The sequence below is a fragment of the Salinifilum aidingensis genome (assembly GCF_054782015.1).
The window spans coordinates 91,242-108,152 of record NZ_BAAGTH010000003.1 but is presented as its reverse complement, the minus strand read 5'-3'; the positions used below and the strand labels follow the sequence as shown (position 1 = coordinate 108,152).

General features: G+C 73.0%; 10 protein-coding genes. 4 read left to right on the top strand and 6 right to left on the bottom strand.

Features of this window, described 5'->3' with window-relative positions; genetic code table 11:
- Positions 1-6: 6 nt before the first annotated feature.
- The 4 genes from ACYVJE_RS05575 to ACYVJE_RS05560 all read right to left on the bottom strand — a co-directional run bounded on the left by ACYVJE_RS05575 (position 7) and on the right by ACYVJE_RS05560 (position 6,481).
- Positions 7-1,563 carry a protein kinase family protein gene (locus tag ACYVJE_RS05575; RefSeq protein ID WP_461143597.1) on the bottom strand — a complete coding sequence of 519 codons (1,557 nt, stop codon included), beginning with the start codon at positions 1,561-1,563 and terminating at the stop codon, positions 7-9.
- Between the two features lie 104 nt (positions 1,564-1,667).
- Positions 1,668-3,359 carry a murein biosynthesis integral membrane protein MurJ gene (murJ, locus tag ACYVJE_RS05570; protein WP_461143596.1) on the bottom strand — a complete coding sequence of 564 codons (1,692 nt, stop codon included), beginning with the start codon at positions 3,357-3,359 and terminating at the stop codon, positions 1,668-1,670.
- Between the two features lie 321 nt (positions 3,360-3,680).
- Positions 3,681-5,900, bottom strand: a complete 2,220-nt coding sequence (locus ACYVJE_RS05565; RefSeq protein WP_461143595.1) for a DUF6049 family protein — start codon at positions 5,898-5,900, stop codon at positions 3,681-3,683.
- Positions 5,897-6,481, bottom strand: a complete 585-nt coding sequence (locus tag ACYVJE_RS05560) for an NUDIX hydrolase (RefSeq protein WP_459157767.1) — start codon at positions 6,479-6,481, stop codon at positions 5,897-5,899. Before ACYVJE_RS05560 ends, ACYVJE_RS05565 begins: the two co-directional genes overlap by 4 nt.
- Between ACYVJE_RS05560 and ACYVJE_RS05555 the strand changes: the two genes are divergently transcribed.
- The gene (locus tag ACYVJE_RS05555; protein ID WP_461143594.1) at positions 6,480-8,066 is read left to right on the top strand and encodes a CCA tRNA nucleotidyltransferase; all 1,587 of its coding nucleotides are present in this window, start codon (positions 6,480-6,482) and stop codon (positions 8,064-8,066) included. The genes ACYVJE_RS05560 and ACYVJE_RS05555 overlap by 2 nt on opposite strands.
- 680 nt (positions 8,067-8,746) lie before the next feature.
- The gene (locus tag ACYVJE_RS05550) at positions 8,747-9,319 is read left to right on the top strand and encodes a YqgE/AlgH family protein (protein WP_461143593.1); all 573 of its coding nucleotides are present in this window, start codon (positions 8,747-8,749) and stop codon (positions 9,317-9,319) included.
- A gap of 85 nt (positions 9,320-9,404) precedes the next feature.
- Here the strand turns inward: ACYVJE_RS05550 and ACYVJE_RS05545 are convergent, their stop codons facing one another.
- Positions 9,405-9,845: an SdpI family protein gene (locus ACYVJE_RS05545; protein WP_459160111.1), complete on the bottom strand. Its 441-nt coding sequence runs from the start codon at positions 9,843-9,845 to the stop codon at positions 9,405-9,407.
- Positions 9,846-10,051: 206 nt separating this feature from the next.
- Positions 10,052-10,696: a class I SAM-dependent methyltransferase gene (locus ACYVJE_RS05540; protein WP_461143592.1), complete on the bottom strand. Its 645-nt coding sequence runs from the start codon at positions 10,694-10,696 to the stop codon at positions 10,052-10,054.
- A 235-nt stretch (positions 10,697-10,931) separates the two neighbouring features.
- On the opposite strand from ACYVJE_RS05540, the gene leuS reads away from it, so the two are divergent.
- Both leuS and ACYVJE_RS05530 read left to right on the top strand, forming a co-directional pair.
- Positions 10,932-13,817, top strand: a complete 2,886-nt coding sequence (gene leuS, locus ACYVJE_RS05535; protein WP_461143591.1) for a leucine--tRNA ligase — start codon at positions 10,932-10,934, stop codon at positions 13,815-13,817.
- A gap of 395 nt (positions 13,818-14,212) precedes the next feature.
- A complete protein-coding gene (locus ACYVJE_RS05530) occupies positions 14,213-16,114 on the top strand; it encodes an acyl-CoA dehydrogenase family protein (protein WP_461143590.1) in 1,902 nt (633 codons plus the stop codon).
- The last annotated feature ends 797 nt before the right edge of the window (positions 16,115-16,911 follow it).

The following is a 16,911-nucleotide window of genomic DNA, read 5'->3' as shown; positions in this document are numbered from 1 at the left end:
GGCGGTTCAGCCCGCGGAACCGGTCACCTCGATCTCGCCGATCTCCGCGCTGTAGTTCCCGCCGGACTCGGCGAGCTTGGTCAGCACCACGAGCACGCGGTCGGTGGGCTGGGCCGCCTCGATCGGGATCGTCGTCCGCCCGTCCTGCAGCGTCGCCGAGCCGAGCACCCGACCGCCGTCCAGGGCGGGTTCGCCGTCGACCGTGCGGATCTCGACCTGCGCGCCCCCGCTGGGGGAGTTGATGGTGACCTCGCCCAGCACGGCGGGCCGGTCGAGGGTGAGCACCGCACCGGTGCCGTTGCTGATCCCGCCCGGGCCGAGCTGCTGGAAGTAGTCGAAGGTCTTCCACGCGGTGCTCGGGTCGCCGTCGTAGAGGTTCGGGATCCGGTGCGGCGCATCGGGTTCGCCGTTGTCGTTGTACGCGGTGCCCTGGCTGACCGCGAGCGGTTCCGCCGGTGGCGGGGGTTGCGTGGAGGTGCCGTCGTTCGCGTTGCCGGACTCGTCGATGACCTGGCTGTCGCCGGGGTTGACCGGGTCGGTGAACACGCCGATGAGGCTGGCCGCGATCCAGCCGACCACCAGCAGCGTGGCGACGCCGAGCACGCTCACGCTGAGCACGAGCTTCTTGCGCTTCGCCCGGTCGGGTTTGGGGTCGTCGGTGCTCCACACCGCGGTGCTCGACGCGCCGGCGTTGGCGACGGCCGCGGAGTGCTCGTCGGTGGCGTGCTGCTCCAGCACGCGCAGCACGGCCGCGCCGGTGCGCACTCCGCCGGTGGTGCCGGAGTTGTCCGCCGGGCCGAGCGCCCGGGAAGCCACTGTGGACAGTTCCATGGGGACGGTCGGGCGCAGCGTGCGCGGCGGCACGACGCCGCCGTCCTGGCCGAGCGGGGCGGAGCTGAGGCCACCGGGGGCACCGGCCAGGGGCCAGCGCGCCGTCAGCATCAGGTACAGCACCGCGCCGAGCCCGGCGACGTCCTCGTTCGACGTCGCGTGCGCCAGCGGGCCGGGGAAGGCCATCCGCACCTCGCCCTCCGGGGTGACCCGGATGCGCTGCGGGTGGTCCACGCCGAGGACGAGCCCCGCGTGGTGGCCGGCCTCCACGGCCGCGGCCAGCGGTTGCAGCAGCCGCGCCGCCGTGCCCGGAGCCAGCGGGCCGTTCTCGACGAGTTCCACGAGGTCGGTCCCGTGGGTCCACTCGGCGATGACGATGCCGAGCACGCCGTCGGGATCGCCGGGGGACGGTGCGACCACGTCGAGCACGCGGGCCACGCCGAGGTGGTTGAAGGTGCTCGCGTGCATGGCGCGTTCCAGGGTCCGGCGCGCGCCGGCCGCCGCGTCCGTGTCGGAGCGGTCGCCGACGAGGACCGTCAGCGCCACGTCCCGGCCGAGGACGCCGTCCTTCGCCCGCCACAGCTGGGCGTTGCAGCGCGTGTCCGCGCCGACCTGGGCGAGCAGCCGGTACCGGCCGTGGTCGAGCACCGTCCCGGGAGTGAGGTTCACCCCGCTCCCGCCGGCGTCCCCGTCGTCCTCCGGCGTCATCTGCTCGGTCTGTTCGCTGGTCACCTTCCCTCTCCCGCTCCTTCCGGTCCGCTCTCGGGGGCTGGAGGCGCCCCTGACTACTCCCCCACGGAAGGAGACTTCCACGACGAGGGTACGTGACGCGTGTGTCAGCGACGACGCAGCAGACCGGCGAGCCGCCCGATCGCGGGGTTCATCTCGCGCACGCGCAGCAGCGCCATGCCGCCGAACGCGACGGCGAGCCCGGCGAGGCCGCCGAACACCAGCTGCAGCCAGCCCGTGCCGCCGCCGGCCTCGCCGGGGACGGCCGCACCGATCGCCAGCGTCACCAGCCACGCCACCGCACCCCCGACCGCGGAGGCCAGCAGCGTCTTGCCCAGCGTGACGGCGAACCGCCCCGTGCCGAGGGGGCCGAGCCGGTGCCGCAGCCAGAGCTCGCCGATGATCCAGCCGACGAGGAAGCTCGCCGAGTTGATGATCGACAGCGCGTACAGCACGTCCTCGGTGCTGCCCAGCGTTCCCGCCCACATCGACGCGGGGATCTTGAACGCCGTCATCAGCACCATGATCAGCGTGGGCGTGCGCGCGTCCTTGAGGGTGTAGAACACGCGCATCTGCAGCATCGTCAGCGCGTAGGGCAGCACGCCGAACGCGCTCACCGCCAGCGCCGTGCCGACGGTGCCCGCGTCCCCGGCGCTGCGGCCGAGGGAGAACAGCGCCAGCCCCAGCGGCGGCCCCACAGCGGCCATGACCGCGCTGACGGGCAGCAGGCTCACCGTGGACAGCCGGTTGCCGAGCGAGAGGTCGTCGATGACGCGCTGGTGGTCGCCGTCGGCCGCTGCGGCGCTCATCCGCGGCAGGATCGCGGTCATCACGGAGAAGCCCAGCACGCCGTAGGGCAGCTGCAGCAGCATCCAGACGTACTGGTACATCGACCAGGCCCCGGCCTCGGTGCCGGCCTTGCTCATCGCCATCAGCCCCAGCTGGCTGACCGCGACGTAGCCGACCATCCACGCGGCCAGGCCGCCGAACTCGGTCAGGCGCGAGTCCCAGCCCCAGCGCCACCGCAGCCGGATCCCCGCCCTGCGCAGCGCGGGCAGCTGGATCGCGGCCTGCGTCAGCACGCCGAACGTGACGCCGATGCCCAGGGTGAGCAGGTGCGCGTCACCCATCTCCACCGGGTCGAAGGTCAACCGGCCGGGGATGAGCCAGTACGCGCCGAGCGTGGCGATGACGACGAGGTTGTTCATCACCGGCGCCCAGGCGGGCACGGCGAACTTCTCCTTCGACTGCAGGATCGCGCCGATGAGCGCGCTGATCCCGTAGAAGAAGATCTGCGGCAGCAGCAGGTAGGCGAACGCCGTCGCCAGCTCCGGATTTCCCGAGCCCTCGTCGGCCGCGTAGCGGGCGACCAGCCACGAGGCGCCGACCAGGGACAGCGCGGTGCCGACGCCGAGCACCACCACCGACAGCGTCAGCAGGCGCTGGATGTACCCCTCGCCCCCGTCGGGATCGGACTTCTGCGCGCGCACCAGCACGGGCACGATCACGCTGGTCAGCACCCCGCCGAGGAGCAGCTCGAAGATGCTGTTCGGCAGGTTGTTGGCGACCATGAACGAGTCGTTGACCACGCCGTAGCCGATCGCCCAGGCCAGCATCACCTTCCACAGGAATCCCGTGAGGCGGCTGAACAGCGTGGCCACGGCCATCGAGCCCGTGGCGCGCAGCAGCGACCTTCCGCCGCGGCCGGACTCCTCCGCGCCGCCGGGGACGGGGTGGATGACCTGCGTCCGGTCCGAGACGTGCTCGGTGGCCTGGTCGATGCCCGGTTCCGGGGGCACGGTCGGGATCGGCTCGGTCGGAGCGGCGTGCCACCCCCGGGCCGCCTGCGCGTTCGGGCGGGTGCTCTCGGGGTCGGACGCGCCCGGTGGACGCGTGGACGCGGTGGGTGCGCCGGACGGGTGCTGCTCGGTCCCGGGTGCCGGTGCCGCCCCGTTCCCGGTGGCGGGAGGCATCCGCCGCGTCCCGGCCGGGGTCGGCCTCGCGGGCCGCTGTCCGTTCTCTCGCACTCCTCGCGTCCCTTCCTCAACGGTCACCGCGCGACCCGCTGCCGCGGGGTCGCGCGGGGTGCCGGAGCACCGGAGGATGACCGCGCCAGGATCTCAGTTCCCGGTTCGATCGCCGTCCGCGGTGGCGTCACCGGGCGGAAACTCGGTGGTGGGCGTTTCGTCCGGCGTCCCCCCGCGTCCGGCGCGCATGCGCCGCACGATGCGCATCGCGGACAGCACGACGAGCAGACCGCCCGCGGTGATCGTGATCGCCGGGATCAGCGGGCCGTAGGCGCTGGAGTCGACCTGCAACCGCTTCGGGCGCCCGAGGGGCGTGCCGCCCTCGGTCACGGCCGCGACGTCGAGGTTGAACTCGCCGACGCGGTGCACCGAGACCTCGGGCCAGAACTGCCGCCTGCTGTGCGCGGGGATGCGCAGCGTCCCCAGGTCCGACACCTCCACGCCGGGCGTCGGACCGACGCGCAACCGCAGGCTGACCGTAACCGGCAGGTCGTTGACCACCGTCAACGGGATGGCGCTGTTGGAGGAGGCCAGTGCGATCTTGCCCTGGAACTCCTCGATGTAGACGTGCGAGAGGGTGTTGCGCACCGCCGCTCGCCCGAGGCCGGTCCAGCGGCGCGCCCCCGTCGGGTCGCCGCGCCACGCGCTCGACACGCCGCGCAGCAGGCCGTTGCGCAGCGGAGTGGTGACTTGGGCCGGGTCGACGTGGCGTGCCTGCTCCTCCGAGGAGGACCGGTACAGGTCGCCGACCGCGTAGTTGGCGCGCGCCAGCGTGCGCAGCACCGGCTGCGGGATCTCGGCGCTCGCCGCGGTGTCCGGGTAGGTCAGCTCCGCTTCGGGCAGGCGGCCGCCGGGGTGCGGCAGCGCGGTGGGTTCGACGTAGCCGGCGTCGGTGAGCGCGCGCATCCCGTCGAGCAGGCCGCGCAGCTGCTCGCCGTTGATGTTCCACCGGCGCGGTGGGGCGAGCACGGAGGTCGAGTCGGGCAGCGAGCCGAGGGTGGAGCGGAACAGCAGCGAGCCGAGCGCGTCCTGCGCGGTGGCCGACTCCTCCGTCGGCGGGGACTTCGCCGAGGACTGCCGCGGCGTGCCGCGGAGCGGGTTGAGCGCGCTGCTCAGCAGCGGGTCGAGCGGTTGGGCGGTCAGGTCGGTGCCCCGGATCCTGGCCGGTGCCAGCGTGCCCGCGGGCACGTCCAGCGAGCGGGTGTCGAGCAGGGCCGTCTCCGTGCGGGGGAGGTCCGCTGCGGTGCGCTGGTCGAGCGCACCGGAGATCGGCCAGGTGGCGGGGCGCGGGTCCACCGTGGCGTTGCCGCCCTCGTTGAGGATGCGGCCGACGACCCGGCTGCCGTCCACCGCTCCCCTGGTCACGTCGGGCAGCCCCGCCCTGCTGAGCGCGACCAGGTCGGCGTCGGCGTAGGGCAGCGCGAGCACGCAGCGCCCGTCGACGGCTTCGCGCAGCTTGCTCAGCCACAGCCCGGCCGCCTCGCCGCCGATGCCGGGTTCGGTGCCGCCGTTGGAGGTGCGCACCAGGTACCCCTCGGAGCGGCTCATCGCCTTGGCGGTGGCCAGCAGGTCCGGGTCGATGGCGAAGCACAGCGCGCTGCCCAGCGGTGATCCGTTGTTGACGCGCTCGTTGACGGCCTGCACCAGCTCGTAGAGCCGCCCGCCGGGGGAGAGCTCGCCCGCCAGCCGGTCGTCGGTGAGGATCGCGCGGTTGCCCGGGGAGGTGGAGCGCTCCATCCGCGGGTAGTCGACCAGCGGCACGAGCAGCGAGGTGGGGGTCGGTGCTGGCGGCGGTTGCGGGGTGCCGCCGGGCGGGGCCTGCACCGGCAGCAGGAAGTTCGCCTCGGCGATGCGGGCCCGCGAGCTCGACTCGGGCTGGCCGTTGACGTTGACCAGCAGCGGGTACGTGCCCGGTTCGGTGATGTCCAGCGAGTCGGGGCCGGAGAAGGGGATGCGGATCTCCACCGGCACCTGCTCACCCGGGCGGATCCGGTCGACGACCGGGGTGAACTGCGGGTCGGTGGTGATGTTCGCCTCGCCGCGGAGGGCCTGCTGGACCCCGGGCTCGGTGGTCGGGGCCTCGCCGCGCTGGACGCGGGCCTCGACGTCGTCGATGACGTGGTCGCTGGTGTTGGTGAGCCGCCCGCTGACGACCAGTTCGCCCGGAGCGCGCTCGGTCACCACGTTCGGAGCGACCCCGGTCACCTCGAATCGGGTGAGCTGCTGGGCCTGCGCGTGCGCGCGGGGCGCCGGGACAGCCGGCAGCAGCGCGAACACGAGCGCGGCGACCAGCGCGGCCAGTAGAAACCTCACCCCGGCTCCGTTCCACTACCTCGTGCCGGTTCGATGCGAAAACCGCCCACCGGTCCCCGCGGGCCGGACGTCCGGGGGCCGCGCGCGCCGCGGTGCTCGTCGCGGTCCAGGGCCCGCCGCACGAGCCGCCGCTCGTCGGTGTAGGCCAGGACCTCGTCGAGCTCGCCCAGCGGCACCCACGCCACCTCGGTGACCTCCACATCCTCGTCGGACAGCTCGCCGCCCACCGCTTCCAGCAGGAAGTGGTGCACGGTCTTGTGCACGCGCCGGTTGCCCGCCACGAACCAGTAGTCGATCGTGCCGATCGGAGCCACCACGCTGCCGGTGATGCCCGTCTCCTCGGCGACTTCCCGCGCCGCCGCCTGCTCCGGGGTCTCACCGGCCTCGATGTGGCCCTTGGGCAGCGACCACAGCAGTCGCCCCTTCCGATCCAGCCGCCCGATGATCGCAGCCATCCCCTCGCCGCCGGCGATCACCAGCCCACCCGCCGATGTTTCCTCGAACGTCCGCAGCCGACGCCGGCGGCGTCGGTTCCGACGCCCCGGTTGGCTACCGCCGGAGCGGCCGGGCGACGGGGGCATGCCGCCGATACTAGGCCGTTCACTCAACTGGTCGGCGTTCCGGCGGGCCGACACGCCACGGGGTCCGAGGAGCCGCCCAGTACCCTGGAGAGCCGTGTCCAGTTCGGAGTACGACGCCACCTCGACCGCAGGCGCACCGCCGGTGAACAGCCGCTCCCGGGAGCAGGCCGTGGACGACATGCTGCGCGCGGCGCCGCTGGCGGGCGAGCTCGGCGAGCTCTTCGCGGCCGCGGGCCACCAGCTGTACCTGGTGGGCGGCAGCGTGCGCGACGCGCTGCTCGGACGTCTCGGCACCGACCTGGACTTCACCACCGACGCCCGCCCCGAGCGGATGCGCGAGCTGCTGACCGGCTGGGCCGAGACCATCTGGGACACCGGCGTCGAGTTCGGCACGCTCGGCGCGCACAAGCGCGGCACCACCGTGGAGATCACCACGTTCCGGGCGGACCAGTACGACCGCGTCGGCCGGAACCCGCAGGTCGCGTTCGGCGACAGCATCGAGGGCGACCTGCTGCGGCGGGATTTCGCCGTCAACGCCATGGCCGTCGACGTGATCGACCGGACCTTCGTGGATCCGCACGGGGGCATGGCCGACCTCACCGCCAACCGGTTGGACACCCCGGCCACCCCGGAGGAGTCCTTCGCCGACGATCCGCTGCGGATGCTGCGCGCCGTCCGGTTCGTCTCCCAGCTCGGCCTGCGGCCGGCCGAGCGCGTGCTGACCGCGCTGCACGAGATGTCCGGCGAGATCGCGCGGATCACCGCGGAGCGCGTGCAGGTGGAACTGTCCAAGCTCGTCTGCGGGGAGCACCCGCGGCGCGGTGTGGAGATGCTCGTCGACACCGGCCTGGCCGAGCACGTGCTGCCCGAGGTGCCCGGCATGCGGCTGACCATCGACGAGCACCACCAGCACAAGGACGTCTACGGGCACTCGCTGAAGGTGCTCGAGCAGGCCGTCGACCTGGAACGCGCCGCCGATCCCGGCGGGCCGCCGGACCTCGTGCTGCGCCTGGCCGCGCTGCTGCACGACATCGGCAAGCCGGCCACCCGGCGGTTCGAGTCCGGCGGCGGGGTGAGCTTCCACCACCACGAGGTCGTCGGCGCGAAGATGGCCCGCAAGCGGCTGCGCGCCCTGCGCTACTCGAAGGACGTCGTCAACGAGGTGTCCGATCTGGTGTACCTGCACCTGCGGTTCCACGGTTACGGCGACGGGCAGTGGACCGACTCCGCGGTGCGGCGCTACGTCAACGACGCCGGTCACCTGCTGCAGCGGTTGCACAAGCTCGTGCGGGCCGACTGCACCACGCGCAACCGGCGCAAGGCGGCCGCGCTGCAGCGCGCCTACGACGACCTGGAAGCGCGGATCGCGCGCATCGCCGAGGAGGAGGACCTGGCGAAGGTCCGCCCCGACCTCGACGGCAACGAGATCATGCAGCTCCTCGACCTCCCGCCCGGTCCGGTGGTCGGTCGTGCCTGGCGGCACCTCAAGGAGATCCGCCTCGACCGCGGGCCGATGGAGCGCGACGAGGCCGTGGCCGAGCTGAAGCGGTGGGCCCGGGAGGACGAGGGCCTGGAGGTCCCGTAGCGCCGGCGATCCTGTAGCGCCGGCCCCGGGGAGGGCGAGCGCTTGATCGCCTCGCCGGCACTGCGAGGCCGCCCCGCCGGGCCCTGCCGGCCCCGGGCTCCCCCGCCGGACCCCCGAACCCCCGGACCCTCCGGACCCTCCGGACCCTCCGGACCTGGGCGATCACCCCACCTGCCCTGCTTCTCCGACGGGCAAGGCCCTCCGCTCAATCTGGACTCGTTCCAGAGAGCGCAATTTTCATGAAAATTGTGAACCATCCCCACACGGATGGGGGACGGGGCATCCACAAGATGCGGCGCGTCGGGCTGGAGTTGCCCCTGGGCCGGGCGAGTCGGGCGGGGCGACGCGGTGGCGGCGCGGGTGCGCGAGGCGGAGGCGGTGGACGAGCTTGTCCTCGTGGTGCGTGCCGCTGCCGCCACATGGCCCCTGCCGCCACATGGCCGCTGCCGCTGCTGCAGATGAGCGCTGCTGCCACATGGCCGCTGCTGCGGGTGGTCACTGCTGCAGCTGGCCGCTGCCCGGGGCGCGTGAGCGCGGAAGCGGATCGTTGCCTCGAATAGTAATACTCGTCGTTATTGTCAGGCATTGCCATTGAAGCGCTGCCTCGGGCGAACCCCGTGGGCACGGCTTTCTTGGTGTTGCCGGATTCGTGCGTGGGCAATGAGTGCGATCATGGGGGCGTGGCATCGGACGCGGACGTGGAACCGGGGACGCTGTTGGTCGCGGCCCCGAAGTTGTTGGACAGCAACTTCCAGCGCGCCGTCGTGTACGTGATCCACCACCGGCGGGAGGGCACGCTCGGTGTCGTGCTCAACCGCCCGAGCGAGGTGTCGGTGGAGGAAGTGCTGCCGAACTGGGCGCCGCACGCCACGCAGCCCCCGTCGCTGTTCGTCGGCGGCCCCGTCGAGCAGCGCACCGCGATCTGCCTCGGCGCGTTCCGCGCCGGCCAGGACGTGGACGCGATGGACGGCGTGGTCGGCGTGCGCGGGCCGGTGGGGCTGGTCGACCTGGACTGCGATCCCGAGCAGCTGGCGCCGCGCGCCCGGGGGCTGCGGTTCTTCGCGGGCTACGCCGGGTGGGAATCCGGCCAGCTCGGCGGGGAGATCGACCGGGGCGACTGGTACGTGGTGCCGGCGCTGCCGGACGACGTGCTCGCGGGCAGCGCGGAGCGCCTGTGGAGCCAGGTGCTGCGCCGCCAGGGACTGCCGCTGGCCCTGCTGGCCACCCACCCGGGCGACGTGAAGCTGAACTGATCCGCGGGGCGGGCCGACTCACCGGGGGCGGGCCGACTCAGCGGGGCGGGGCAACGCCGGTGCCCGCGGCGTGAGCCCGCGCGGCTCAGTCGCCGCAGATCCCGCCGCCGCACCCGGGCGTCGCGGACGCGCCCCGGCACGCACCGGCGAGCGCGCAGCCCCCGCACGGCCCCGCGGGCGCGGGATCGGGCAGCGTCGCCGCGGCCCGGTGACCGGCCACACCGCCCAGGGTCATCAGCGCGAACGCGCCGCCGAACCCCAGCACCGCCACGAGCACCACGCTCACCACCGAGGCCAGCGCGGGCATCGCGGCACCGGCGAGCAGGGCGGCACCACCGCCGGCGAGCAGCGCCGGACCCGCCGCGCGGTTGGCCAGCGCGAAGGCCTGGTCGCTGCGCATGGCCTCCGGGGTGCGCACCCCGGCGTAGCGGTTGCGGGGCAGGGTGCCGCGCGTTCCGCGCAGCCCGACGAACACCAGCCCCGCCCCGGCGAGGACGAGGACCGCGCAGAGGAACACCTGAGCCATCAGCACGCGCCCAGCCTATGCCGTGCCGCGGTGGGCACCGAGCCGGCGGCGCCCGGCCGTGCCCCGGGGCACACCTCCGGGGCGCACCTCGTGCTGCTGCGCACGGCCGGATCGCGGTCCCCGGCCCCGCGGCGGTGCCCCGCGGTCCCCGCTCCCCGAGCGCACCCCGCCCCCGCGGGACCGCGAAGCCCGCCGGGACGCGCGGGTCAGAGGCGGCGCACCCGCGCGAACCACCCGCCGAGGCCCGTCCGCTGCCCGGGCGGGACGCCGAACCGCTCCGCCGTGCGTTCGGTGGCGATGCCGTTCAGCGCGGTCGCGCGCAGCTCCTCGACCTCCCAGCCGGCGCCGAACGCCGCGCGCAGTTCCTCCTCGGTGACCTGGGGCGGCCCGTCGGCCCCCGCGCCGGGGTGGTCGGGCGGCGGGGGCGCGGCGACGAGCACGTGCACCCGCCCGCCGGGGCGGCACAGCCGGTGCAGGTTCGCCACGTACTCCACCCGGTCCTGCCCGCCGAACACGTGGAACAGCGCGCTGTCCACGATCGTGTCGAACGCGTTCGGGCGGTCGAACCGGAGCGCGTCGGCGACCTCGAAGCGGGCCCGCACCGAGCGCGCGGCGGCGTTGTCCCGGGCCCGCCGGATCGCCTGCTCGGAGAAGTCGACGCCGAGCACCTCGTAGCCGCGCTCGGCGAGGTGCAGGGTGTTGTCGCCGGAGCCGCAACCGATGTCGAGCACGCTGCCGCGGATCGCCCCGGCTCGTTCCTGCCGGACGATCTCGGGTTGCGCCTCGCCCAGCACCCACGGCGCGTCGTGCTGGGCGTAGATGTCGTCGAACCACGTCTTGTCGCTGATCATGGCACGAGCGTGATCCATCGAGTGCGCTCGAAGTCAATGCCGCGACCCCACCCTTCTGCGACGGCGGGGGAGCCGGGCAGGCACACTGAACGGTGGAGGTCATCGGACCACGAGCCGGCCGCGTTCACCTGGTTGACGCAGTCAGCCGCCGACCGGGGGGTGCCCGCCACCAACACCGGTGCCGGTGCAGCGCGCGGCGGGAGCCGAAGCTGAGCACAGGGAAGGAACGCACGCGATGAGTGGCCAGGACGGGGCGACGGACGGGACCGCGAACGAGGAGGTCCCGCCTTACCGCTACACGGCGCGGATGGCCGCCGAGATCGAGCAGCGCTGGCAGCGCCGGTGGTCCGAGCTCGGCAGCTTCCACGCCCCGAACCCGGCCGGTCCGCTCCGCGGGGAGGTGCCGGCGGGGAAGCTGTTCGTGCAGGACATGTTCCCGTACCCGTCCGGGGCCGGGCTGCACGTGGGGCATCCGCTGGGCTTCATCGGCACGGACGTCTACGCCCGCTTCAACCGGATGCTGGGCTACAACGTGCTGCACACGATGGGCTTCGACGCCTTCGGACTGCCGGCCGAGCAGTACGCGGCGCAGACGGGCACCCACCCGCGCACGACGACCGAGGAGAACATCGAGCGGTACCTGGCGCAGGTCCGCCGGCTGGGGCTCGGCCACGACGAGCGGCGCCGGATCGCGACGACCGACATCGAGTTCTACCGCTGGACGCAGTGGATCTTCCTGCAGATCTTCAACGCCTGGTACGACTTCGACGCCGACGGCGGCCGCGGGCGGGCGCGCCCGATCGGCGAGCTGCAGCGGCAGTTCGCCGCGGGCGAGCGGGCCGCGCCGGACGGCCGCGCCTGGGCGGAGCTGTCCGACGTGGAGCAGCGCGAACTGCTCGACTCGCACCGCCTGGCCTACCTGTCCGAGGCGCCGGTGAACTGGGCACCGGGGTTGGGCACCGTGGTGGCCAACGAGGAAGTCACCTCCGAGGGACTCACCGAGCGGGGCAACTTCCCGGTGTTCCGCCGCGACCTCAAGCAGTGGATGATGCGGATCACCGCCTACGCCGACCGCCTGGTCGACGACCTGGACCGGCTGGACTGGCCGGACAAGGTCAAGACGATGCAGCGCAACTGGATCGGCCGCTCGCGCGGCGCCAACGTCCGCTTCGAGGTGGAGGGCCTCGACGAGGCGATCGACGTGTTCACCACCCGGCCGGACACGCTGTTCGGCGCCACGTTCATGGCGCTGGCCCCGGAGAGCCCGCTGGTGGACCGGCTCCTCGCCGAGGAGTGGCCCGCCGGTGCGGACGAGCGGTGGACGAACGGTGCCGCGACCCCGGCCGAGGCCGTTGCGCAGTACCGGCGCCGCGCGTCCACGAAGTCCGAACTGGACCGGCAGGAGAGCCGGGAGAAGACGGGCGTCTTCACCGGCGCCTGGGCGGTCAACCCGGTCAACGGGCGGCGCATCCCCGTGTTCGTCGCCGACTACGTGCTCATGGCCTACGGCACGGGTGCGGTCATGGCGGTGCCCGGCCAGGACGAGCGCGACTGGGAGTTCGCCGAGGTCCTCGGCCTGCCGATCGTGCGCACGGTGCAGCCGCCCGCGGACTTCGCGGGGAAGGCCTACACCGGTGACGGCCCGGCGATCAACTCCTCCTCGGCGGAGACGGGGCTGAACATCGACGGCATGGACGTGGCCGCCGCGAAGGACGCGGTCATCGACTGGCTGGGTGAGCACGGCCACGGCAGCGCCAGCGTGCAGTACAAGCTGCGGGACTGGCTGTTCGCCCGCCAGCGCTACTGGGGCGAGCCGTTCCCGATCGTCTACGACGAGCACGGCCTGCCGCACGCGCTGCCGGAGGAGCACCTGCCGGTGCAGCTGCCCGAGGTCGCCGACTACTCGCCGCGCACCTTCGACCCGGAGGACGCGGACAGCGTGCCGGAACCGCCGCTGTCGAAGTCCACCGAGTGGGTCGAGGTGGAGCTGGACCTGGGCGACGGGCCCAAGACCTACCGCCGCGACACCAACGTCATGCCGCAGTGGGCGGGTTCGTGCTGGTACCAGCTGCGCTACATCGACCCGGACAACGACGAGCGCTTCGTCGACCCGGAGAACGAGCGCTACTGGATGGGCCCGCGGCCCGCGGAGCACGGCCCCGACGACCCGGGCGGTGTGGACCTGTACGTCGGCGGTGTGGAGCACGCGGTGCTGCACCTGCTGTACTCGCGCTTCTGGCACAAGGTGCTCTACGACCTGGGCTGGCTGTCCTCCGAGGAGCCGTACCGCAAGCTGTACAACCAGGGCTACATCCAGGCCTACGCCTACACCGACGCGCGCGGCGTGTACGTCCCCGCCGAGGAGGTCACCGAGTCCGGCGGCCGCTACTACTGGGACGGCCAGGAGGTGTTCCAGGAGTACGGCAAGATGGGCAAGAGCCTGAAGAACTCGGTCTCGCCGGACGAGATGGCCGACTCCTACGGCGCGGACACGCTGCGGCTGTACGAGATGAGCATGGGGCCGCTGGACGCCTCCCGCCCGTGGGCGACCAAGGACGTCGTCGGGGCGCACCGGTTCCTGCAGCGGCTGTGGCGCAACGTCGTCGACGAGCACGGCGGGGAGCTGCGCGTGGTCGACGAGCGGCCGGACGACGAGCTGCTGCGCGCGCTGCACAAGACGATCGCCACGGTGCGCGCGGAGTACTCCGAGCTGCGCTTCAACACCGCGGTGGCCAAGCTGATCGAGCTGAACAACCGGGTGACCAAGACCTGCGCGGGCGCGGGCACGCCGCGCGAGGTCGTCGAGGCGATGGTGCTCATGGTCGCGCCGGTGACGCCGCACGTCGCCGAGGAGATGTGGGCGCGGCTCGGCCACGCCGGCAGTCTGGTGCACGTGCCGTTCCCGCAGGCCGAGGAGGACTACCTCGTCGAGGAGACCGTCGAGTACCCGATCCAGGTCAACGGCAAGGTGCGCTCGCGGGTGACCGTGCCGGCCTCGGCCGACGACGAGGCGGTGCGCGCGGCCGCGCTGTCCGACGAGCGGGTCGCCTCGGAGCTCGACGGCGGTGAGCCGCGCAAGGTCATCGTCGTGCCCGGCCGGCTGGTCAACGTCGTGGCGTGACTCCCGCGGGGCCGGTCGGGAGGGGCGGACTTCTCCTGGCCGGGCGGTCCCGTCCGCGGGCGGCCGGGTCCGGGCAGGGAGGTCCGGCGATCGGGCGGTCCCCGGGTTCGAGCGGAGGGGGATCGCTGCGGGGTGCCGTTCCCGCCGCGACCTCGTCGCGTTCTCGGGCCGGCCCCGCCGTGGCCGGGTGGGTCCTCCGCCGAGCGCGCTCGCGCCGCCGGGGCTGCGGGCGCGGTCGGCGGGCTGCGGCCGCCCCGCCCGGGCGCCGCGGCCGCCGGGTACCCGCGTGCTGGTGGTCCCCGCGGCGCGGAGGCGGAGTCGCGAATGCCACAGTGGCGAAGTTACTCAGTGGTAACTACGCTCGGGGCAGCAGGCCCTGACGTGTGGAGGTCCTCATGACCACGCCGAACACCCCGCGTGCATTCGACACCGCGGCGCTCGCCGACCTGTTCGACGGACGTTGGGCGGACGTGCGCGCGCAGGTCCGCGCGGGCCTCGCCCACGTCGACCTGGCGCCGGACACGGCGGCCGACACCGAGACGCAGCGCACCCGCACCCTCGAGCAGCTGGGGATGCTGGCCAAGACGGGCGTGCAGGAGCTCGGTTTCCCCGCCGAGCACGGCGGCGGCTCCGACGTGGGCGGCTCGGTGGTCTCGCTGGAGATGCTGCCCGGCAACCTCTCGCTCATGGTCAAGGCCGGGGTGCAGTGGGGCCTGTTCGGCGGTGCGGTCGTGGCCCTCGGCACGGAGCGGCACCACGAGCGCTACCTGCGCGACATCATGGGACTCGACCTGCTCGGCTGCTTCGCCATGACCGAGCGCGGCCACGGCTCCGACGTGCAGAGCGTGCGCACCACGGCCGGCTACGACGCCGACACCGGCGAGTTCGTCGTGCACACGCCGGACGAGTCGGCGATGAAGGAGTTCATCGGCAACGCCGCGCGCGACGGGCGGATGGCCGTCGTGTTCGCGCAGCTGCACACCCCCGACGGCGGCGAGCACGGGGTGCACGCGCTGCTGGTGCCGATCCGCGACCGCGACGGCGCCGTGCTGCCCGGCGTGCGCATCGGCGACTGCGGGCACAAGGCCGGCCTCAACGGGGTGGACAACGGCACCCTGACGTTCGACCAGGTGCGCGTGCCGCGGGAGAACCTGCTCAACCGCTACGGCGACGTCGCCGTCGACGGAACCTACTCCAGCCCGATCGACAAGCCGACCAAGCGCTTCTTCACCATGCTCGGCACGCTCATCCGCGGGCGCGTGTCCGTCGCCGGAACCGCGGGCGGCGCGACGAAGCTCGCACTGGAGATCGCGCTGCGCTACGGCGAGCACCGGCGGCAGTTCACCCGGCCGGACACCGGGCAGGAAGTGTCCATCATGGACTACCTGGGGCACCAGCGGAAACTCCTGCCCGCGCTGGCGAAGACCTGCGCGCTGCACTTCGCCCACACCGACCTCGTCGAGACGATGCACGACCTGACCGGCTCCGGCGACGAAGCCGGTCAGCGCAAGCTCGAGAGCGACGTCGCCGGGTTCAAGGCCGTGGCCACGTGGCACGCCACGCGCACGATCCAGACCTGCCGCGAGGCCTGCGGCGGTGCCGGCTACCTGGCCGAGAACCAGCTCGCGCAGCTGAAGGCCGACACGGACGTGTTCACCACGTTCGAAGGCGACAACACGGTGCTGCTGCAGCTGCTGGCCAAGGGCATGCTCACGAACTACAAGGAGCAGTTCGACGAGCTCGGGACCCTCGGCATGGCGCGGTTCATCGCCGACCAGTTCATCGAGGCGGTGGCCGAGCGCACCGCGGCCCGCAACCTCGTGCAGCAGCTCATCAGCTCGGGCAAGGACGACGTGCACGACCGCGGGTGGCAGCTGAAGCAGTTCGAGGAGCGGGAGAAGCACAGCCTCGACGGGCTGGCCCGGCGGCTGCGCCGCGCGGGCGGGGCCAACGCCTTCGACGTGTTCAACGGGGCCCAGGACCACGTGCTGCTGACCGCGCGTGCGCACGTCGACCGGATGGTGCTCGAGTCGTTCGTCGGCGCCATCGACCGCTGCGCCGACGGCGGCACGCGGCAGCTGCTCGAGCGGGTCTGCGATCTCTACGCGCTGTCCACGATCGAGGAGGAGCGCGGGTGGTTCCTCGAGCACGAGAGGATCAGCCCGCGGCGCTCGAAGGAGGTCACGCAGGCCGTCAACGCGCTGTGCCAGTCGCTGCGCCCGCACGCCGTGGACATCGTGCAGGCCTTCGGCATCCCCCGCGAGTGGGTGATGGCCCCCATCGTCGACCGCGGCTGACGGAGCTGTCCGCAGGTGGGCGGGTTGTCCACAACCCGTCCTCCGACAGCTGCGCCGCACGGGCGCGCGTGTGCACGTTGGGAACACGACGCAACGCCGTTGCACCGGGACGAGGGCTCCCCTCGCCTCGTCACCCGCCGGGAAGCGCTCGCCGCGGGGTGGACGGACCAGGACCTCCGCCGGAGCGCGGACATCTACCGCGTGATCCGCGGCGTGTACGCACCGGTGCCGGTCCCCTGACGCACCGCCTCGGAGGCGAGGCCGCAGCGAAGTGCTTTCCGCCGGAAGCCGTCATCACCGGGCGTTCTGCCGCTGTGCTGCACGAGGATCCCGACGGCGTGCTCAGCGGAGTTCGTGACCTGCTGCGATGGCGTCGTCGGTGAACATTCCGCGGGAAATGCACGCACCCCCTCGGGAGCGGAGCCGGTGTTGCGCGGCGCCCGGTAGTCCCCGCTGCTGAGCACTGCGACCCCGCGGGGCGGCGGGTGCGCGGGTGCTTCGAGCGCGGGGCGTTCCCGGAGACCGACCGCACGGGGGGCGTTGCGGTCGGTCCCGGTGAGCCGGCGGTTTGTCGTCGGTTGGCGCGAACCCTGGCAATCCGCGGCACGGCCATTGCAACCCGCCGCCCGTGCTCGGTGGCCGTTTCCGGATCAAGTTCCTACGAACGATGGATCAACGATGCCCGGTGTTGCCCGGTTCCCCCGGGGTGTGGCGGCTCGTGCTGCGGAAACGAGCAGTGGCGCGCAGGCAGCACGCCCTTGACAAGCACGCAAAAAAGGGCAGAATCTCTCAACAAC